Annotated in this window: 17 protein-coding genes; 9 read left to right on the top strand and 8 right to left on the bottom strand. The window is 53.9% G+C overall.

What is annotated here, in order from left to right; translation table 11 throughout:
- Positions 1 to 5: 5 nt before the first annotated feature.
- A complete protein-coding gene (locus tag ABD035_RS08265; RefSeq protein ID WP_343869885.1) occupies positions 6 to 689 on the top strand; it encodes an L-ribulose-5-phosphate 4-epimerase in 684 nt (227 codons plus the stop codon).
- Between the two features lie 206 nt (positions 690 to 895).
- On the opposite strand, the gene ABD035_RS08270 is transcribed toward ABD035_RS08265, so the two are convergent.
- Genes ABD035_RS08270 through ABD035_RS08280 form a run of 3 tightly spaced genes read right to left on the bottom strand, consistent with a single transcriptional unit; the run spans position 896 to position 5,807 of the window.
- Positions 896 to 1,624 (bottom strand): amino acid ABC transporter ATP-binding protein, encoded by a 729-nt coding sequence (locus tag ABD035_RS08270; protein WP_343869257.1) that lies wholly within the window; start codon positions 1,622 to 1,624, stop codon positions 896 to 898.
- The gene (locus ABD035_RS08275) at positions 1,621 to 2,856 is read right to left on the bottom strand and encodes an ArgE/DapE family deacylase (RefSeq protein WP_343869259.1); all 1,236 of its coding nucleotides are present in this window, start codon (positions 2,854 to 2,856) and stop codon (positions 1,621 to 1,623) included. Before ABD035_RS08275 ends, ABD035_RS08270 begins: the two co-directional genes overlap by 4 nt.
- A complete protein-coding gene (locus ABD035_RS08280; protein ID WP_343869261.1) occupies positions 2,856 to 5,807 on the bottom strand; it encodes an FAD-dependent oxidoreductase in 2,952 nt (983 codons plus the stop codon). The genes ABD035_RS08275 and ABD035_RS08280 overlap by 1 nt, the downstream gene beginning before the upstream one ends.
- 91 nt (positions 5,808 to 5,898) lie before the next feature.
- Between ABD035_RS08280 and dapA the strand changes: the two genes are divergently transcribed.
- Genes dapA through ABD035_RS08305 form a run of 5 tightly spaced genes read left to right on the top strand, consistent with a single transcriptional unit; the run spans position 5,899 to position 10,554 of the window.
- Entirely contained in the window at positions 5,899 to 6,795 is an 897-nt protein-coding gene (dapA, locus tag ABD035_RS08285; protein WP_343869263.1) for a 4-hydroxy-tetrahydrodipicolinate synthase, read from the top strand.
- Positions 6,796 to 6,810: 15 nt separating this feature from the next.
- Positions 6,811 to 7,644 (top strand): ABC transporter substrate-binding protein, encoded by an 834-nt coding sequence (locus tag ABD035_RS08290; protein ID WP_343869265.1) that lies wholly within the window; start codon positions 6,811 to 6,813, stop codon positions 7,642 to 7,644.
- An 18-nt stretch (positions 7,645 to 7,662) separates the two neighbouring features.
- The gene (locus ABD035_RS08295; RefSeq protein ID WP_343869268.1) at positions 7,663 to 8,412 is read left to right on the top strand and encodes an amino acid ABC transporter permease; all 750 of its coding nucleotides are present in this window, start codon (positions 7,663 to 7,665) and stop codon (positions 8,410 to 8,412) included.
- Positions 8,409 to 9,827: a dihydropyrimidinase gene (hydA, locus tag ABD035_RS08300; RefSeq protein WP_343869271.1), complete on the top strand. Its 1,419-nt coding sequence runs from the start codon at positions 8,409 to 8,411 to the stop codon at positions 9,825 to 9,827. Before ABD035_RS08295 ends, hydA begins: the two co-directional genes overlap by 4 nt.
- 46 nt (positions 9,828 to 9,873) lie before the next feature.
- Positions 9,874 to 10,554, top strand: a complete 681-nt coding sequence (locus ABD035_RS08305; RefSeq protein WP_343869273.1) for a GntR family transcriptional regulator — start codon at positions 9,874 to 9,876, stop codon at positions 10,552 to 10,554.
- 125 nt (positions 10,555 to 10,679) lie between these two features.
- Here ABD035_RS08305 and rpoD read toward each other — a convergent pair whose 3' ends face one another.
- From rpoD to rpsU, 3 genes are all read right to left on the bottom strand, one after another.
- Positions 10,680 to 12,518 (bottom strand): RNA polymerase sigma factor RpoD, encoded by a 1,839-nt coding sequence (rpoD, locus tag ABD035_RS08310; RefSeq protein WP_212715016.1) that lies wholly within the window; start codon positions 12,516 to 12,518, stop codon positions 10,680 to 10,682.
- A gap of 265 nt (positions 12,519 to 12,783) precedes the next feature.
- Positions 12,784 to 14,529, bottom strand: a complete 1,746-nt coding sequence (gene dnaG, locus ABD035_RS08315) for a DNA primase (RefSeq protein ID WP_212715017.1) — start codon at positions 14,527 to 14,529, stop codon at positions 12,784 to 12,786.
- 116 nt (positions 14,530 to 14,645) lie between these two features.
- Positions 14,646 to 14,861: a 30S ribosomal protein S21 gene (gene rpsU, locus ABD035_RS08320; protein WP_001144069.1), complete on the bottom strand. Its 216-nt coding sequence runs from the start codon at positions 14,859 to 14,861 to the stop codon at positions 14,646 to 14,648.
- Positions 14,862 to 15,139: 278 nt separating this feature from the next.
- Here rpsU and tsaD point away from each other — a divergent pair, with 278 nt between their 5' ends.
- Positions 15,140 to 16,159, top strand: a complete 1,020-nt coding sequence (gene tsaD, locus ABD035_RS08325; protein ID WP_212715018.1) for a tRNA (adenosine(37)-N6)-threonylcarbamoyltransferase complex transferase subunit TsaD — start codon at positions 15,140 to 15,142, stop codon at positions 16,157 to 16,159.
- A 51-nt stretch (positions 16,160 to 16,210) separates the two neighbouring features.
- Here tsaD and plsY read toward each other — a convergent pair whose 3' ends face one another.
- Positions 16,211 to 16,822 (bottom strand): glycerol-3-phosphate 1-O-acyltransferase PlsY, encoded by a 612-nt coding sequence (gene plsY, locus ABD035_RS08330; protein WP_343869294.1) that lies wholly within the window; start codon positions 16,820 to 16,822, stop codon positions 16,211 to 16,213.
- 107 nt (positions 16,823 to 16,929) lie between these two features.
- On the opposite strand from plsY, the gene folB reads away from it, so the two are divergent.
- Both folB and bacA read left to right on the top strand, forming a co-directional pair.
- Positions 16,930 to 17,289, top strand: a complete 360-nt coding sequence (gene folB / locus ABD035_RS08335; RefSeq protein WP_212715020.1) for a bifunctional dihydroneopterin aldolase/7,8-dihydroneopterin epimerase — start codon at positions 16,930 to 16,932, stop codon at positions 17,287 to 17,289.
- Between the two features lie 203 nt (positions 17,290 to 17,492).
- The gene (bacA, locus tag ABD035_RS08340) at positions 17,493 to 18,311 is read left to right on the top strand and encodes an undecaprenyl-diphosphate phosphatase (protein ID WP_212715021.1); all 819 of its coding nucleotides are present in this window, start codon (positions 17,493 to 17,495) and stop codon (positions 18,309 to 18,311) included.
- 57 nt (positions 18,312 to 18,368) lie between these two features.
- Here bacA and ABD035_RS08345 read toward each other — a convergent pair whose 3' ends face one another.
- Complete coding sequence (locus ABD035_RS08345) at positions 18,369 to 19,595, bottom strand: multifunctional CCA addition/repair protein (RefSeq protein ID WP_343869297.1); 1,227 nt, start codon at positions 19,593 to 19,595, stop codon at positions 18,369 to 18,371.
- Positions 19,596 to 19,614: the final 19 nt, after the last annotated feature.

Consider the following 19,614-nt stretch of genomic DNA (forward strand, 5'->3'; position numbering starts at 1 on the left):
CGATGCTGACAGAATTAATGCAGCAAGTGTATGAGGCCAATATGCAACTCCCGGCCCATCAGCTGGTGACCTATAGTTGGGGAAATGTCAGTGCCATTGACCGGGAAAGCGGACTGATGGTCATCAAGCCCAGCGGCGTTGCCTATGAAAAACTGCGTCCTGCCGATATGGTCCTTGTCGGACCGGACGGTCACTATCAGGGACCTCTGCGGCCTTCTTCTGATACGGCAACCCATCTGGCCCTCTACCAGAAATATCCGGAGTTGGGTGGGATCGTGCATACCCACTCTCCCTATGCGACTGCATGGGCGCAGGCCAGGCGATCGATTCCTGCCTATGGTACGACCCACGCCGATTATTTTTACGGCGAGATCCCCTGTACCCGCCCGTTAACCCGACAGGAAGTTGACGGCGATTATGAACTGAATACCGGTCAGGTGATTATCAATACTCTGGAAAATCGCTCTCCCCTGCAGGTTCCGGCCGTTATTGTTGCTCAGCATGGGCCTTTTTGCTGGGGAACGGATGCGGCTGAAGCCGTGCACAATGCCGTCGTATTGGAGGAAGTCGCGAGGCTCGCCTGGCTGAGTTGTCAGCTCAGTCAGCAACCCGGGGCGATCCCGCCCTATCTGCAGAATAAACATTTCAACCGTAAGCATGGCAAAAACGCTTACTACGGACAAAAATAACATAGCCGGTTACGGGGGTTCTGCGTCCGTGTATCCGGCATTTTCCGCCGCAAAGTTGAGTGTACTCTGTCCGGCGATATTCAGGGGCGGTCCGGATTTCCTACAGCCTCACCGCGGTCCGCCAGAGAGGAGCCCTGGCCCCTTTGAGGCGGAATCTGTGTTGTACCTGAAGCGTGTTTTTCCGCCCCCCGCCGGAGAAAGCCGTATCAGTGGCTGATGATTTGACTGAGGAAATCCCGCGCTCGTTGTGTTTCCGGCGAGGTGAAAAAGGCTTCACTGCCCGAGTCTTCGATGATCTCGCCACTGTCCATAAATATGATCCGATCGGCAATTTTTCGGGCAAATCCCAGTTCGTGCGTGACACAGCACATCGTCATGCCTTCTGCTGCCAGTTCGGCCATCACAGACAGGACTTCGGCGACCATTTCCGGGTCCAGCGCTGAGGTGGGTTCATCAAACAGCATCACTTTCGGCTCCATCGACAGTGCCCGGGCAATCGCAACCCGCTGCTGTTGCCCTCCGGATAATTGTGCCGGATATTTATGTTCATGATGTTGCATGCCGACCCGTGTCAGAAGTGCCCGGGCTTTGTCGATGGCTTGTTCACGGGAACGCTTGAGGATCCGCATCTGCGGTATCAGCAGATTATCCAGTACCGTCAGATGAGGGAATAATTCAAACGACTGAAATACCATACCGGCACGCTGACGCAGTGTGGGTAAATGGGTTTTACTGTGACCGCATGAGATACCATCGACAATAATTTCGCCTTTCTGGAATGATTCGAGGGCATTGATACATTTGATCAGGGTCGATTTCCCCGAACCTGAAGGACCACAAATGACCACCACTTCACCCTGTTTGATCTCCATCGAACAGTTTTTCAGAACCTGCACCGGACCATAATGTTTATCGACATTTTTTACGCTAATCATGAGTTTTCTCCCCCGAGCAGAACATACAGGCTGTTGGCAACAATGTGTGTGGCATGGCGCAAGTCATCCAGCGCTATTTTTTCATCAGCCCGGTGACCATTGGCTTCCAGATAGGAATGCGGGCCTGCTCCGTACATGATGGTCGGAATGCCTGCCGCACTATACAGTCGGGCATCTGTGTAAAGCGGTAACCCGCGTTGCGGGACAGTTTCTCCCAGTCGCTGGCCGGCTTCATGACGGAATATGTCCGCCAGACGCTGGCTATCCCCGGTCGGGGTAAAAGGCGCCGCCAGTAAAATACGTTCAGCGTCTACCGTGATCCCCTGCTGTTGCCCGAAGGTGGCCAGTAAATCACGCAGTTCCTGTTCGACCTGACAAGGATCCTCTTCAGGAATGATCCGTCTGTCGAGGCGCAACACAAAATTATCCGCCACAACATTGGTATTAATCCCGCCGCTGACCAGACCAATGACCAGGGTGGGCTGACCGATCCCTTCTACCGCAGAATGTTTAGTGTGCAATGTATCCCGATAGCGATACAGCTCTGTCATCAGGCGGCAACCGGCCTCGATAGCATCGTTCCCGGTCTCAGGGAAAGCGGCATGGGCAGATGTCCCCTTCAGGCGAACTTCCAGATGCAGGCAGCCATTATGGGCAGTGACCACAAAATAGCTAAGGGCAGCACAGACCACATAATCCGGACGTGTGGCACCGCTTTCCAGTAACCAGCCCGGACCGGTATGTCCCCCGGTTTCTTCATCATAAGTGATATGCAGCTCAACGGTGCCTTTCAGCGGAGCAGCGCTGTGGATCAAAGACTGTAACGCGAAACTGTAGCTGGCAATATCTGACTTTGACACGGCGGCACCGCGGCCATACAGCCAGCCATCCTCGATTTCTGCCCCGTAAGGGTCTTTTGTCCAGCCGCCGCCCGGCGGAACCACATCACCATGGGCATTCAGTGCCACGACCGGGCCATCGCCGAAACGATGGCGAACAATCAGGTTAGTCGCACTGATCATACCCGCCGCGCGGACGCGCTCTTCAGGGACGGGTAAGACTTCAACGTCCAGGCCCTGTTCCCGCAGTAATTGTGCGGTCACCCGCGCATGCGGAGTACAATCTCCCGACGGGTTATCTGACGGTGTACGTACCAGCGTTTGCAGCATGGCAACACTGGCGGGGAAGTGCTCGTCAATCCATGCGGAGATTTGCTGACGGGTCTCTGACATTAGGCAAGTTTCCTTGTCGGTGAGTTAAAGCGATTAATATGGTAAGGCGCCAGATTGATATCACAGTGTCCGTTAAGGATCTGCTGTGCCAGGCTGTGAGCAACCACCGGTGCCAGTGTGTAGCCGTTAGAGGTCACCGCATTCCAGAAGCCCGGCACCCCGGGTAAATCGCCGATAATCGGAGCGCCATCGATATTGATATTCATTCCGGCCCAGCTGCGCACCATATGCAGTTGCCGGAGAGGAGGAAGAACATTTCCGGCAACCCAGAGATTGCCTTCAATACTTTCACGCAGCACCTGATTCATGCGCATTTCCGGGTTGAACCCGGCGCTCCAGCCACCGCCAATCAGCAGGCTGCCGTGGGCGGTTTGTTTCAGGCTGAGATGCCGGCCGGCATGGGCAATCAGATGGTCAATCAACGGCGGTGCCCGCTCGGTGACAATCATCTGCAGCGGGGCGCCCCTGACCGGAATGGCGGCTCCCACCATCTCACCTATCTTTCCGGCCCAGGCGCCGGCAGCATTGATCACCTGCCGCGCAATTATGATGCCGCGGTCGGTGACCACCCGGAAATGTCCGTTGTTCTGCCGTTCAATGGCCCGCACATCGGTACCACGCTGAAAACGGGCTCCCCGGTCACGTGCCATCCGGTTCACGACATACGTGGCCCGCAGCGGGTTAATTTTCCCTTCCTGAGGACAATATTCAGCTCCAAGCAGATGCGGTGACAGATTCGGCGACAGGGCAGCCAGCTCTGAGGCATCCAGCAGGCTGACATCCAGACCGTATTGCCGTTCCAGCGCCACTTTTTTCTCCAGAGCCCGCATTTCCTGAGCCGTCCCGGCCACCATCAGTCCCCCGGTCATTTTGATTTCCAGCGATTCACCGCTCTCTTTTTCCAGCGCCTGCCACAGGGCCACCGATAACGGGCCCAAAGGCAACGTTTCTGCCGCAGGGCCACCCCCGTGTTGTGCTTTATCGCCAAAATCGAATGACAGTAGCTGCACATGTAAACTGCCGGCATTGGCGCCTGAAGCCTGCAGGTTGATGTCATCCCGCTCGACTACCATCACGTCGGCCCCTTGCTTTGCCAGATAATAGGCCAGGCAGTTCCCCATGACGCCGCCTCCAATCACCAGAATCCCGGCATGCTGCACTTCCCGGGGCGTTGTCTCAACCGGGCGGGCGAGATTCGGCGTAATTGCCGGTTTATGTCCTCCCCATTCCGGTTTCTCGGCGGTCAGGGCGTTGATTGGCATCGGTCTGACCGGAAGCCTTGGGGCAAAAAAGCTTGCGGTATTGCTTTGCCGTTCAGTCATTTCACTGACCAGCTGCGCGACCATACCGGCACAGGTGCGCCCCTGGCACAATCCCATGCCGACGCGCAGGTTACGCTTCAGCGCGGCCGGCGTATCCAGCCCGTTGCTGATGGCTTGTCTGAGCGTTCCCAGAGAGAGGTTTTCACAACGGCAGATAATGGTTTCATCGCTGAGGGTGTGCAGACTGACCGGCGGGGCCTGATAGATTTTCCAAAGTGCTTTCTGGAATATTTCGGCTTGCTGTAATTTACGCTCGGTCCCGGCACGGTGGGTGATCCGCGAGGGATAACCTAATGCGCTGGCCGCAGTTTGTCCGGCCAGCGTCCCCCTGGCCTGAGCGACCTGTGCTCCGGCCAGACGTGCGCCATCGCCAATCACAAATACCCCGGGCACACTGCTGGCACCGTTTTTATCGGTGATAATGGTCGGGGTACTGAAGGGGACCTGACTCAGCTGCTGTTCACAGCCAAGCATACGGGCAAGATCGGTTGACGGGATAAATCCGTGACCGAGGCACAGGACATCACAGGTGATCTGTCGCGCTGTTTCAGGCAGTAACTGTCCCTGACGATCTACCGACATGACGGTGACACGTTCCAGTTTCCCGTCGCCATGAGCTTCGGTAACCATCTCTCCCCAGCGGAAAGGGGTACGATGTTTTTTCAGGATATTCAGATAATGATGCCCTTTAAGTACTAATCCGGGGGCAGTTTTCGCCAGTGTCAGTATCTGACGTATCTCTCCCGGCCCCGGTTTTCTGGCGCTTTCAAGGACTGCGGTGACCTGTCCGCCAGCCTCCAGTAGTTCGGCAGCAAACTGAAGATTCAGCGGACCATTTCCGCTGACCAGGATCTGCCTGCCCGGCATCACCCGGTAAGATTTGGCCAGCGTCTGCCCGGCCCCGGTAGTCATTACCCCCGGTAATGTCCATCCCGGGAAGGGAACGGGACGTTCATAAGCCCCGGCGGCGATGATCAGTTGTTTCGGACGGATCACCCACGGCTGCCCGTCGATGGTTGCCGCAATTTCCTGTGGCGAAAATGCGGCCCAGACGGTGGCATTCTGAATAATTTCTGCCCCGGCATTTTTTGCCTCAGCCAGCAGCTTTGCACCGTCAGCCCATTGGCGGGGAACCTTACCCTGCAACCTATGTGAAGGGGCGAGCGGTTTAAAAAACTGTCCACCGCTTTGCGGACGTTCATCAAGCACCAGCACACTGGCACCACAGAGTGCTGCGGATAATGCCGCACTCAATCCGGCGGCCCCGGCCCCCACGACCAGAACATCACATTTTTTCTCAAGCGGCGGCAGAGAGTGTAGCGGGGGAGGTGAAGGCAATTTACCGGCGGCGACGGGTGAGGTGTAGACCCGCATGCCTGCGGTTACCGGCGTCATACAGCTGCGCTGCGATCCGCACCCTTCAATATGAACCACGCACTCATAGCAGGATCCCATACCGCACCACAGCCCGCGTTTTTCCCCGTCACCGGTCTGACGCAATGCAACAATATTCTGCCGCGCCAGTGCGGCAGCAATGGTTTCTTCAGGGAGTGCCGCTATCGGCTGATCATCCACCCACAGGGTAACTGATCCGGTGCTGGCCTGGATATTTGCTGTTTTGAGTTCCATAGCGCTTGTGATCCGTCGGTGCTTGTGTATACAGTATGTATACGGTATACATAGCGTATACATCAAGCACTTTCTTACTCAGGGAACTTCAATGACAACGTTGCGTGGCACTTATACGGTTTTAATTACCCCGTTTACTCCGGATGGAAAAGCAATTGACGTGCCAGCTCTGGAGAAACTGGTTAACTGGCAAATTGAGCAGGGAATTCATGGGCTTATTCCTTTGGGGAGCACCGGCGAATTTTTGTCGATGACGCGGGAAGAGCGGCAACTGGTCACCGAAACGGTGATCCGCACCACCGCAGGGCGTGTACCGGTGCTGATGGGAACCGGTGCAGAATGGACACCGGAATGCGTGGAGCTGAGTAAGGAAGCAGAGGCGATGGGGGCCGATGGTGTGATGATCATTCCGCCGTTTTATAGCTGCCCGAACGAAGATGAATTGTTCGCACACTACAAAGCGGTAGGCGAGGCAATTTCTGTTCCTGTCATGATTTATAACAACCCGGCGACGGCCAATGTTGACCTGTTACCGAAAACGGTAGCACGGTTGTCGCATATCGACACGGTCAGTTATATCAAAGAGTCCACCCTCGAGGTCACCCGGGTACGCGACATCATCGAATTATGTGGTGACCGGATGAATGTCTTTGCCGGCATTCTCGGATATGAATCCTTCTGGCTCGGGGCATGTGGCTGGGTCGCCGTTGCCTCTAACTTACTGCCTAATCTGTGCGCCGGGATGTTTGAACAGGCTGTTGATCATCAGAACAAACAACGCGCTTTGGAAATCTATCACCAAATCCTGCCGGTAGTAAAAGCCGTCGGCGGGCCACATTACGTCGCGGCCAGTAAAGCCGGACTGAATATGATGGGACTGAATGTCGGATACCCGCGCGCTCCGCGCCTGCCTCTGTCGGCCGACCTGGAGCAGACCCTCAGACAAGAGCTCAGCACGCTGGATTTACTTAATTCTTTTTCTCACTGATTCCGGAGATACCTGATGAAAACCCGAACTTATTTTCTGCCCGCCCTGACATTGTTATCCGCCGCGGTACTGGCACAACCTGTATTTGCCGCAGAATGTACCCCGCCAGAGGGGATCAGGCTGGTTAACAGCGGAGTGCTGGAAATGGCGACTAATCCGACATTACCGCCGTTACAGTATGTTGATGGTGAAGGTCAGCTGAAAGGGATGCGTATTGAGCTGGGGGAGGACATCGCGAAACGTTTATGTCTGAAGCCGCATTATACCCGGATTGAGTTCTCTGCCATGGTGCCGGGCCTGAAAGGCGGTCGCTGGGATATGATCAATACCGGAATCTTCTTTACGCCTGAACGGGCCAAACTGATGTCGATGATCCCTTATGAAAGCCAGGCTATCAGCGTTTCAGCCCGACCGGCGGATGCCGCATCCATTACAAAAATTGAAGACCTGGCCGGAAAAAGTGTCGGGGTGGAAATTGGCGGATTTGAAGAAGCGACGCTGCGCGAAATCAGCAAAAAGCTGGTGGCTGAACACCTTAAGCCAGTCGATATCCATACGTTCGATAACTTTACGGTCGCCTTCCAGGCACTGCGTGCCGGTCAGATGAGCGCAGTAGTGACTATCGATGCACTGGCGGCAGATTATCAGCACCGGGGTATGTTCCGACAGGTGATTTCCGGCCTCAACCCGACACCGGTAGCCATTGCATTTGCCGATCCGAAACTGGCTGATGCTGCGGCAACGGTGCTCAACCAGATGAAAGCCGATGGCAGCCTGACCGCGCTGTTTAAAAAATACGGCGTATCTATGACCCCGGGAACGTTCAAGGTCCAGGGTCCATCATCATAAATGTGAGGAGCTAACATCATGGTTCAGGGCTGGAGCTGGGCAGGATATTTTCATTATCTGACTAACCATTATATTTTCATGGGGGCAGTAAATACTGTCTATTTAACTGTCGCCGGAATGGCCGGTGGGCTGGTACTGGGAACATTACTGGCTTTTGCCCGGCTTTCGCCGTGGGTCTGGGTTAATCAGCTTGCCAGAGCTTACATATGGGTGTTCCGCGGAACGCCTTTACTGGTGCAATTAATCATTATCTATACCGGATTACCGCAGGTGGGTATCCGCTTCACGGTGGTGGAAGCGGTACTGATAGGCCTGATCATGAACGAAGCCGCGTATCTGGCGGAAATTATTCGTGGCGGGGTTGAGGCTCTGCCCAGACAGCAAATTAATGCGGCAAAGGCACTCGGCTTTAATCACTTCGGGGTGGCCCGTTATGTTATTTTCCCGCAAACCATGCGCCTGATTTTGCCTTCGCTGGGGAACAGCTTTAATGGTCTGCTGAAAACCACCTCAGTGGCGTCGGTAATTTCGATGGAAGAGTTACTGCGGCGCACACAGATGCTGATTCAGGAACAGTTTATGGTGCTTGAGCTCTTTATGGTGGCTGCCACTTACTATCTGATCCTGACGACATTATGGGATTTCATACAGCGTCGTATCGAACGGCATTATGCCCGGGCGTATCAGAGTACTCATACCCCCCCGGCCCGGGTTGAGGCCACACAGCAGCAGATGACGGGGATCACAGCCAAAGAGGGATCGTCATGAACCACTATGATTTAGTCATTAAAAATGCCGAAATTATTACCGCAGCCGACCATTTCCGGGGGGATATCGCGGTCTGCGAGGGCAAAATTGTCGCAATCGCCGAAAGCCTGACGGAAACCGGAAATACCCGGGTGATTGATGCTGCGGGGCGTCGTGTCACCCCCGGAGGGGTGGATGCACATTGCCATCTTGATCAGGCATCACTTGACGGCTCGGTCGGCGCGGATGACTTTTTCACCGGAACCCGGTCTGCCGCCTGTGGCGGTACGACGACGGTGCTCCCGTTTGCTATGCAATTCAAAGGACAGTCGCTGTCAGATGCCGTCGCCGATTACCACCGCCGGGCGGGGGGGAAGGCATGCGTTGATTACAGCTTTCATCTCATTATTACCGATGCGACGCCGGAGGTGATTGCCGAAATTCCTCAGATGGTCGCGCAGGGTTATACGTCGTTTAAGATCTACATGACCTACGATGCCCTGAAACTGTCTGATAGCCATATCCTGGATGTCCTTGAAGCGACCCGCCTGTCCGGCGCCATGGCGATGATCCATGCGGAGAATGATGACTGTATCTCCTGGCTGACTCAGCGGTTAAAACAGCAGGGGAAAACCGCTCCGCGCTATCATGCTCAGGCGCATTCAGCCATTGGTGAACGGGAAGCGACACACCGTGCGATTTCTCTGGCTGAGCTGGTCGATGTCCCGGTCCTGCTGGTGCATGTTTCCAGCCGGGCGGCGATCGAGCAAATCCATTGGGCGCGTGGGCAGGGAATCAATATTTTTTCGGAAACCTGCCCACAATATTTATTTCTGACGGCGGAAGATCTGGGCATTGATGATGATTTTCATGGGGCAAAGTGTATCTGCAGCCCGCCACCGCGCGATGCAGACAGCCAGCAAGCGGTCTGGACCGCGCTGGCTAACGGAACCTTTAGTATATTTTCTTCTGATCATTGCCCGTTTAACTATGATGCCACCGGAAAGCTATTGCACGGAGAAGGGGCTTCATTCGATAAGGTCCCTAATGGTATCGCCGGGCTGGAAACCCGTCTTCCGTTACTGATGAGCGAAGGGGTGTTGCAAGGGCGAATCAGCCCGCAGCGCTTCGTCGAATTAACATCAACAGCCCCCGCCCGACTGTATGGACTGTATCCGCGTAAGGGAACTATTGCCGTCGGCTCTGATGCCGACCTGGTGGTCTGGGATTGCGAAACTCCGCGCGTAATCAGCAATGATGAACTGCACAGCGCCGCCGATTTTACCCCGTATCAGGGGAAAACCGTGAATGCCTGGCCGGCAGTGACCATTAGCGGAGGGAAAATCGTCTGGCAGGATCAGAAATTTAGCGGAAGGGCAGGGGAAGGTGTTTTTTTACCGGCGAAAGCCCCTTTTATGCGACCGGGAGCCGTATAATTCGCTAAACTAGTGATGTTTTTTTCTTGCGGATACCTTACCGACAATGACTGACTATCAGGATCACGCGCTGGCTGCCATTATGGCCGCCAAGCCACTTTATATGAAATCGGCCAGCCTGTCAGACCAGGTCTATACCCTGCTGAAAGAGCTTATCCTGGAACGGAAAATTCCTGACAGGAGCGAAATGTCAGAATCCAGACTTGCTGATGAATTACAGGTTTCGCGGACTCCGATGCGTGAAGCGCTGGTCAGGCTGGCGGGTGAAAATCTTTTGATCCGGCGCGGGGCGCGCTCTTACGCGGTTCGCTCGGTCGATATTAAAGAATATCTGGATACCATGGCATTGCGTGAATTACTGGAGGTGGAAGCCGTCGGTAAAGCTCTGGATAGGATCAGCCCTGATGTTATCACCGCAATGATCGAAGAATTGCAGCAACTGATGGCCACTGAACAGGAAGAACATCTGTATTGGCGGTTTGATGAAAAACTTCACAGTGTGATAGCTGAGGCAACCGGTAACCTGGTACTGGCTCAGGTACTGAAAGGCTTGAGGATCAATGTGCGGCTATTTCGTTTACACAGTCCGTTACACCGTCAGAAAGAAAATCATTCCGAGCACCTGGATTTACTGAATGCCATGCTGAAGAAAGATGAGCAGCAAAGCATACAGGCGATTCGTACACATATTCAGAATTTACGGAATAATGTGATTGGTTCGTTATAAACCGGTCTCCGGTGGGGGGATCTGACCGGAAGTGATTTTACCGATAAGGTCCTGACCGGACAGCACAGCTAAAAAAAAGCCTCACCGACAGGTGAGGCTTTTTTATGCATCAGTACGGCGATGGCTTAGTCATCCAGGAAGCTGCGCAGCACTTCTGAGCGGCTTGGGTGACGCAGTTTACGCAGGGCTTTCGCTTCGATCTGACGGATACGTTCACGGGTCACGTCAAACTGTTTACCCACTTCTTCCAGGGTATGGTCAGTGTTCATATCGATACCGAAACGCATACGCAGAACTTTTGCCTCACGGGCAGTGAGTCCGGCCAGAACATCATGGGTTGCTGAACGCAGGCTCTCAGAGGTTGCAGAGTCCAGCGGCAGTTCCAGGGTGGTATCTTCGATAAAGTCGCCCAGATGTGAATCTTCATCATCACCGATCGGTGTTTCCATCGAAATCGGTTCTTTGGCGATTTTTAATACCTTACGGATCTTATCTTCCGGCATCAGCATACGCTCAGCCAGTTCTTCCGGTGAAGGTTCACGACCCATTTCCTGCAACATCTGACGTGAAATACGGTTCAGTTTGTTGATGGTTTCGATCATGTGTACCGGAATACGGATAGTCCTTGCCTGGTCAGCAATCGAACGGGTGATCGCCTGACGGATCCACCAGGTCGCATAGGTCGAGAATTTATAACCGCGACGGTATTCAAACTTATCAACGGCTTTCATCAGACCGATGTTACCTTCCTGAATCAGATCCAGGAACTGCAGACCCCGGTTGGTATATTTCTTAGCAATCGAGATCACCAGACGCAGGTTAGCTTCAACCATCTCTTTTTTCGCACGGCGAGCTTTCGCTTCACCGATAGACATACGACGGTTAATATCTTTTACCTGCTCAATCGTCAGGCCGGTCTCTTCTTCGATCTGTGACAGCTTCTGCAGGCCACGGGAAACGTCGTCCTGCACTTCCTGCAGTTTTTCAGACCATGGCTTCTTCAGCGCCAGAGCCGCTTTAAACCAGGTATCGTTCGTCTCGTTCCCGGTGAACAACGTGATGAAGTTCTTCTTCGGCATCTTGCAGATTTCAACACACAGTCGCATGATGGCGCGTTCCTGACCACGGACACGGTCCATCATTTCGCGCATATTGTTGACCAGATAATCAAACTGTTTAGGCACTAAGCGGAACTGCTTAAACACCTCAGACAGGTTCTGGATTTCGACAATAGCGTCAGCATGGCTGCGGCTTTTGCTTTTGATGACGTTGCGGGTCACTTCATACTGAGCACGTAGTTCAGTAAATTTCTCGCGCGCCAGTTCAGGATCGATAGAGTTATCGTCATCTGAATTGTCGTCTTCGTCTTCTTCGTCTTCATCATCGTCACGATCTTCTTCTGAAAGTTCAGACCCGACGTGTGTCGCTGTCGGTGCCAGATCTTCTTCAGCATTCGGATCGACAAAACCGGTAATGATGTCGGAAAGACGGGTTTCACCGGCTTCAACTTTGTCATACTGCTCAAGCAGGTAGGTGATTGCTTCCGGATATTCTGCGACGGAGCATTGAACCTGGTTAATACCATCTTCAATACGCTTAGCAATGTCGATTTCGCCTTCACGGGTCAGCAGTTCTACTGTCCCCATCTCGCGCATATACATGCGGACCGGGTCTGTCGTCCGGCCAATTTCGGATTCTACGCTGGATAATACCTGCGCAGCGGCTTCTGCTGCATCTTCATCAGTATCCGAACTGTTTTCATTCAGCATCAGATCATCAGCATCCGGGGCTTCTTCTACCACCTGGATGCCCATGTCGTTGATCATCTGAATGATGTCTTCAATCTGATCGGAGTCGACAATATCTTCCGGCAGATGGTCATTGACCTCAGCATAGGTCAGATAGCCTTGCTCCTTACCACGGGTGACAAGTAGCTTCAGCTGTGACTGCGGGTTTTGCTCCATAAGACGGTATCCACACTTCTGTTAATGAGATTGGTGTTGGCCGGGGGTAACCGGCAATAACAGTAAAGGCGTTCAATAGCTGCGGCCTTCATCGCAGCAATGGGCATCTGCCCTCAGTAATCGGCAATTAAGCCGCGAGTAATCTTTTTGTCATCTTTCAGGTTTCAGTATAGAAGAACCCGGCAGAGTCTGTGGTCCCTGATGATTTTTTCATCAGGATTTACATTTCTCAGCGCAGATCCGCCGGGGGCGAACCTGCTAAATACTATTTTTTCGCCAGAGCGGTCAGCAGCGACTGTAATTCCCGGCGCTCTTCACTGTTCAGTCCGCGGGTGCGGTCATGGGCAATTAGCTGCTCAAGGCGTTGTTCCAGGGCCGAGTCATAGATACTTGCCAGTGAATCGCTGAAGACGGCTTCCACTTCATCATCCACTATCATGTGGTTCCAGATAGCCAGAGTTTCAAGGGACTGGCCGGTTTTTGTATCCCGATAGCTTTCCAGCAGCTGGGCGGTCGTCATCCCCGGTTGCTCGTTGCAACGTTGTACCAGTTCCGCGAACAGAGGGAGTCCGGCAATCCCGGTGTCCATCAGTCCGTCAAGTGAGGGTACCTGTGCGGCAAGTTCAGGATGCTGCAATAACAGGGCAACCAGTATCCGCATGGTGGTCCGCTTCATGGCCGGACCCGCGGGGGTGGTTTTATGCTCAGCCTGTGCCGGTAACAGCTTCTCCAGCTGCCGGTCATCCAGAATGCCCAGTTTATTGCCTAACACCTGACGCAGATAAATCCGCAAGGTCTCGCCGGGGATCTGACTGATCAGCGGCAGTGCCAGCGTGCTCAGTCTCGCTTTCCCTTCCCGACTGCTTAAGTCGGTCTGAGGCAGTAAACTTTCAAATAAAAAGTCTGACAGCGGCACGGCCTGAACCATCCGCTGTTCAAAGGCGTTTTTGCCTTCTTTACGTACCAGTGTATCCGGGTCTTCCCCGTCCGGCAGGAACATAAAACGCAGTTCCCGCCCATCGGTCATATAGGGCAGGGCAGTTTCCAGGGCCCGCCATGCCGCATCGCGGCCTGCCCGGTCTCCGTCGTAGCAACAGATCACGGTATCGGTATTTCTGAATAATAACTGGATGTGTTCGCTGGTCGTTGAGGTGCCTAACGAGGCAACGGCATAATCGATACCAAACTGTGCCAGCGCGACCACATCCATATATCCTTCAACGACCAGCAGTTTTTCGGGCTGCGGATGCTGACGGGTGACTTCATAAAGGCCGTATAGCTGGCGCCCTTTATGGAAAATCGGTGTTTCAGGTGAGTTCAGGTATTTCGGGGTATCATTCCCCAGTACCCGGCCGCCAAACCCAATGACTCTGCCGCGTTTGTCGCGGATAGGGAACATGATCCTGTCACGGAAACGATCGTAACTCCGGCCATTATCATTGGTGATGAGCATTCCGGCTTCAGTCAGGGACTGTTTGTCCTCCTGCTGTTTTCCGAAACGCTTCAGGGCATTATCCCAGCCCGGCGGAGCATAACCTATCGAAAAGTGGTCGATGACCTGCTGGCTTAACCCACGGCTTTGAATATACTGGCGTGCGGGTTCGGCCGTCTGACCGGTCAGCGATGTCTGATAGAAGCTATTCAGGCCATCCATCAGTTGATAAAGACTCTGACGCTGATGGCGTTCCAGGGGGCTATCACCGCTGCCACTTTCATAAGGGACTTCCAGTCCGTTCATGGTGGCGAGTTCTTCGATGGTTTCAACGAATTCCAGACGGTCGAAATTCATCAGAAAGTCGATAGCATTACCATGGGCACCACAGCCAAAACAGTGGTAAAACTGTTTGTCGCCGTTAACGGTAAAGGACGGTGTTTTTTCGTTATGGAAAGGGCAACAGGCGTGATAGTTTTTGCCTTGCTTTTTTAACTTCACACGGGCATCGATCAGATCCACGATATCTGTGCGTGCAAGCAAGTCATTGATAAATATACGCGGTATTTTCCCAGCCATAGGCTCCGGATCTTTAGCTCATAAACGGCAACAAGCCGCGCTTCCTTTCGGAAAGCACGGCCTTTCACTTAACTCAGTCTGCGTTTAACACGCAAGGGAGCGGGCTCCCGAAGAAATTAGTACAGACGAGTACGGCGTGCGTTTTCGCGAGCCAGTTTCTTGGCATGACGCTTAACAGCAGATGCTTTAGCGCGTTTGCGTTCGGTCGTTGGTTTTTCATAAAACTCACGACGACGCACTTCAGCCAGAACGCCTGCTTTTTCGCATGAACGTTTGAAGCGACGCAGTGCAACGTCGAAAGGCTCGTTTTCACGTACTTTGATTACCGGCATGTAACTCTCACCTCGATAAAATTCGGTTTTTGCAGCTGGCTGCAGCGCCAGCTTATTTCAAAATGGTGCAGTATTTTACTCCAGCGTAGGCTGACTTGTAAAGCACCATGAACAATTTCAAACCAACGAGCACTCTGCGCTGCGGCTGCCGGTTTTTTCAGACCGCGAAGTATAGCCTATTCTTTGGCCGGTAAAAAATGTTTTTAATGAAATCGTGCAGCGTAGGTCTGAATTATCTCCTGTGGTACACTCCTGCAGCGAAATCAGAGGTGAGTGTGATGCGAGTTTTGGGTATAGAAACGTCTTGCGATGAAACCGGAATTGCAATTTATGACGATGAATCCGGTCTGCTGGCTAACCAGTTGTATAGTCAGGTAAGTTTACATGCGGATTACGGCGGTGTTGTGCCGGAGCTGGCCTCCCGGGATCATGTGCGTAAAACCGTGCCGTTAATCCAGGCGGCCCTGGCGGAAGCCGGGCTGGCCCCGGAAGACATCGATGCGGTCGCCTACACGGCCGGCCCCGGACTGGTGGGCGCCCTGATGGTCGGGGCAACGGTCGGACGTTCGCTGGCGTTTGCCTGGCAGGTCCCGGCTGTCCCTGTCCATCATATGGAAGGTCACTTGCTGGCACCGATGCTGGAAGAGAATCCCCCGGAATTCCCGTTCGTCGCTTTACTGGTCTCCGGCGGACATACCCAGCTTATCAGTGTCACCGGCATCGGTGAGTACCGGTTACTGGGCGAGTCTATTGATGATGCCGCCGGAGAGGCTTTTGATAAAACGGCAAAACTGCTGGGCCTGGATTACCCTGGCGGTCCGCTGTTATCTAAAATGGCTATGCAGGGCGTGGCCGGTCGTTTTACCTTCCCGAGGCCGATGACCGACCGTCCGGGACTGGATTTCAGCTTCTCCGGACTGAAGACGTTTGCCGCAAACACCATCCGTAACCATGACGACGATGCACAGACGCGTGCAGATATCGCCAGAGCCTTTGAGGATGCTGTGGTGGATACGCTGATGATTAAGTGTAAAAGGGCGCTGCAGCAGACCGGTTTCCGGCGGCTGGTGATTGCCGGTGGCGTCAGTGCTAATCGCACCTTACGCAGCCGGATGGCGGAAATGATGCAGCAACTGGGGGGAGAGGTTTTCTATGCCCGTCCGGCGTTCTGTACCGATAATGGTGCCATGATAGCCTATGCCGGAATGGTGCGTTTTAAAGGCGGTACAGAGAGTGATTTGGGGATCACGGTTCGTCCCCGCTGGCCATTAGCAGAACTGCCGCCGCTCAACCAGTAACCTGGCGATTGCCCGTCCTGAGGGCGGGTATCACCGGAGGTCAGAATTGCGTTATTCTGATTTCCGGCGTTTGCCTCTGCGTTTCCAGAGTCTCGGTTCCAGGCCGCGCCACAGGCGCTGTATGTTGTCATGGTGGCGCAGCAGGATAAGACAGGACAGCATCGAGACCGGAAAAGTAAACTGCGGTTTAAACCACCACACATAAAACGGTGCAATCAGCGCACTGATAATCGCGCCCAGCGAAGAATACCCGCTAAGCAGCACGGTCAGCAGCCACGTCCCCATCATCAGCCCCGTCAGATCCCAGCCGATAGGGGCGATGGCGCCCAGCGCGGTGGCAACGCCTTTACCGCCACGAAAATGAAAAAATAACGGATAGATATGTCCCAGACAGGCAGCGATGGCCGTCAGACCCAGAAAGAACGGCGACACGTGCAGCGCATAGGCCAGCCAGACCGGTAACATACCTTTTAAAACATCAAATAACAGCACCGCGACCGCCGCAAGCTTACCGCCAACGCGCAGAATATTGGTCGCGCCCGGATTACCGGAACCCCGGGTCCTCGGGTCAGGATATCCGCATATTTTGCACAGCAGTATTGCTCCTGAAACGGAGCCACAAAGATAGGCAAAAAGGATCATTCCTGCGGCAATTACTGTCATAATACCCTCTAATACCTTGTCCGTTATCCTGGTCGCTGACAGAGGATAATACGCATAAAGTATCGGAAGTGGTATCGGTTCACGGCAAAAATACAGAGAGTGTCACTATGGATATAGTTTTTATTGAGCAACTGACGGTATTTACCACCATCGGGGCTTATGACTGGGAACAGACTATCCAGCAAAAATTGTTGCTGGATATTGAAATGGCCTGGGATAACCGTAAAGCGGCAGCCAGCGATGATGTCGCCGATTGTCTGAGCTATGCCGATGTTTCTGAAGCAGTGCTTCACCATTTACAGGGACAGCGTTTTGCCCTGGTGGAGCGGGTGGCGGAAGAGATCGCCGGCTTGCTGATGCAGCGTTTCGGGCTGGAAGGCGTCAGGATCAAAGTGAGTAAACCGGGTGCGGTGGCGCAGGCAGCTCAGGTTGGCGTCCGTATTGAACGAGGTAATATTCCGAAATAAACGGTAATACTCTTCCGGTGATTGCCATCTTAATGAAACCCAACCACAGTACAGATGTCATAAGTCTGGTTCATCTGTTGCGATGCGGTAATTCAGCCCGCTCGTCACCGTTGTTCCTGGCATTGGCCGTGATTTACCGTCTGATTTCAGACGGTAATGGATGGTATTTACAGGGTGGAATAAAAAAAAGAGGGTAGTCCGGGATGGCAGATATGCATCACCTGTTCGTTGCCGCAATTTTGGGCATAGTGGAAGGGTTAACAGAGTTTTTACCGGTATCATCAACCGGGCATATGATCATCGTCGGTCATTTGCTGGGATTTGAAGATAAAACCGCCGAAACTTTTGAAGTAGTGATCCAGTTGGGGTCGATTCTGGCCGTGGTCGTCATGTTCTGGCGGCGGTTGTTTGGCCTGATAGGTATCCGGTTTGGTCAGGTTCCCCATGAAGGTAAAGGTCAGGGACATCTGACGCTGATCCATATTTTACTGGGGATGATCCCTGCGGTAGTGCTCGGTCTGATCCTGCATGACAAAATTAAAGCGTTATTTACGCCGATGAATGTGATGTATGCGCTGGTCGCCGGCGGGGTGTTACTGATTCTGGCCGAAAAACTGAAACCGGCACAACCGAAAGCCGTCGGTCTGGATGATATCACCTACCGGCAGGCATTTATGATCGGTCTGTTTCAGTGCCTTGCGCTCTGGCCAGGATTTTCGCGTTCAGGCGCCACGATCTCCGGGGGGATGCTGATGGGCGTCAGTCGTTTTGCTGCCTCAGAATTTTCATTCCTGCTGGCGGTTCCGATGATGATGGGAGCAACCGCGCTGGATTTATATAAAAGCCTGAGCTTCCTGACGGTCAGTGACGTGCCGATGTTCGCCACCGGATTTATCATGGCCTTTATCGTTGCGCTGGTGGCGATAAAGACCTTCCTCGGCGTGATCAAGCGGATGTCATTTATCCCTTTTGCGATTTACCGTTTTATCCTGGCAGCAGTCGTGTTTGCTGTTTTTAGCTAATCCGGCAATGACGCAGCCGCCCGGTCACAGAATGTGTGGCCGGGCGGCTTGTCACTCTTACGCTAGCGGCTGGCAGTACGGGACCAACGCCTCCGTCCGTTTGCGGGTCAGTTCCTGACGTATCTCCGGCCCTTTAAATCCTGCCTGAACAATCGCTGCGACCGGCACGGCGGCGGCAATTTCATACATCTTTCTGACAAAAGCTCCCTGCGGGTAAGGGTTAGCGCTTAAGCCTGCCCGGCCGCGGGCATCGGCTTCACTGGCGAGCGTCAGTTGCAGAATGCGTTCGGGTTTGCGCCAGCTGTCGATACTGTCAAACAAACCGATAATCTTCTCTGCCGGCTGACGCTCAATCGTGTGCAGTACATCGTGAAATTCAGTGATCAGTAGCGCAAGATCCCGGTAATGGTTCGGGACCTTCAGGCGCTGGCACAGTGCGCTGATCAGCGGCAGTCCTGCCACACCATGACCCGGGTGTGACGGCCAGAGGGCCGGCGGGGTCAGGGCTTTACCGGCATCGTGGAACAGCGCGGCAAAACGCACGGCGGGGTCATCGGTTAATGACGCGGCCATGGCCAGCGTCATCAGGCTGTGAATGCCGGTGTCTATTTCAGGATGCCATTTAGCCGGCGCAGGGACGCCGAACAGATTATCCAGTTCCGGGAATAATACCTGCAGAGCACCACAGTCACGTAATACCTGAAAATAGACCTCCGGTGCGGGGCCGCAGAGCACCTTTTCGGTCTCTTTCCACACCCTTTCCGGGGTCAGGTGAGCCAGTTCACCACTGGCAGATAACTGTTGCATCAGTGCGAGCGTCTCAGGGGCGATGGTGAACCCCTGCGCCGAGAAACGGGCCGCAAAACGGGCGACCCTCAGAACCCGTAACGGGTCATCGATAAAGGCGGGAGATACATGACGCAGCAGGCGGTGTTGCAGATCCTGCCGGCCCTGCCAGGGGTCGATAATCTGTCCGTCGCTGTCCCTGGCCATCGCATTGATGGTCAGGTCCCGGCGTTGTAAATCGTCTTCCAGCGTCACATCCGGGGAAAAGCGGGTAGTGAAGCCGGTATAACCATGACCGGCTTTGCGTTCGGTACGTGCCAGTGCATATTCTTCATGGCTGACCGGGTGGAGGAATACCGGGAAATCGCGTCCGGCCTGTTGATATCCCTGTGCCAGAAGCATGTCAGGGCTTGCGCCGACCACGACCCAGTCCCGATCCTTGACCGGTAGCCCCAGCAGAGCGTCACGGACGGCACCGCCGACCAGATAAGTTTTCACGGCATAACTCCTATATCAC

This window comes from Tatumella terrea (assembly GCF_039523755.1).
GTDB lineage: Bacteria > Pseudomonadota > Gammaproteobacteria > Enterobacterales > Enterobacteriaceae > Tatumella > Tatumella terrea.

Bases quoted from the DNA above. Each gene is read 5' to 3' on its own strand.
- hydA (WP_343869271.1), top strand. From the start codon at position 8,409: ATGAACCACTATGATTTAGTCATTAAAAATGCCGAAATTATTACCGCA.
- ABD035_RS08275 (WP_343869259.1), bottom strand. From the start codon at position 2,856: ATGTCAGAGACCCGTCAGCAAATCTCCGCATGGATTGACGAGCACTTC.
- rpsU (WP_001144069.1), bottom strand. From the start codon at position 14,861: ATGCCGGTAATCAAAGTACGTGAAAACGAGCCTTTCGACGTTGCACTG.
- ABD035_RS08280 (WP_343869261.1), bottom strand. From the start codon at position 5,807: ATGGAACTCAAAACAGCAAATATCCAGGCCAGCACCGGATCAGTTACC.
- tsaD (WP_212715018.1), top strand. From the start codon at position 15,140: ATGCGAGTTTTGGGTATAGAAACGTCTTGCGATGAAACCGGAATTGCA.
- ABD035_RS08270 (WP_343869257.1), bottom strand. From the start codon at position 1,624: ATGATTAGCGTAAAAAATGTCGATAAACATTATGGTCCGGTGCAGGTT.
- ABD035_RS08305 (WP_343869273.1), top strand. From the start codon at position 9,874: ATGACTGACTATCAGGATCACGCGCTGGCTGCCATTATGGCCGCCAAG.
- dapA (WP_343869263.1), top strand. From the start codon at position 5,899: ATGACAACGTTGCGTGGCACTTATACGGTTTTAATTACCCCGTTTACT.
- folB (WP_212715020.1), top strand. From the start codon at position 16,930: ATGGATATAGTTTTTATTGAGCAACTGACGGTATTTACCACCATCGGG.
- ABD035_RS08290 (WP_343869265.1), top strand. From the start codon at position 6,811: ATGAAAACCCGAACTTATTTTCTGCCCGCCCTGACATTGTTATCCGCC.
- plsY (WP_343869294.1), bottom strand. From the start codon at position 16,822: ATGACAGTAATTGCCGCAGGAATGATCCTTTTTGCCTATCTTTGTGGC.
- rpoD (WP_212715016.1), bottom strand. From the start codon at position 12,518: ATGGAGCAAAACCCGCAGTCACAGCTGAAGCTACTTGTCACCCGTGGT.
- dnaG (WP_212715017.1), bottom strand. From the start codon at position 14,529: ATGGCTGGGAAAATACCGCGTATATTTATCAATGACTTGCTTGCACGC.
- bacA (WP_212715021.1), top strand. From the start codon at position 17,493: ATGGCAGATATGCATCACCTGTTCGTTGCCGCAATTTTGGGCATAGTG.
- ABD035_RS08295 (WP_343869268.1), top strand. From the start codon at position 7,663: ATGGTTCAGGGCTGGAGCTGGGCAGGATATTTTCATTATCTGACTAAC.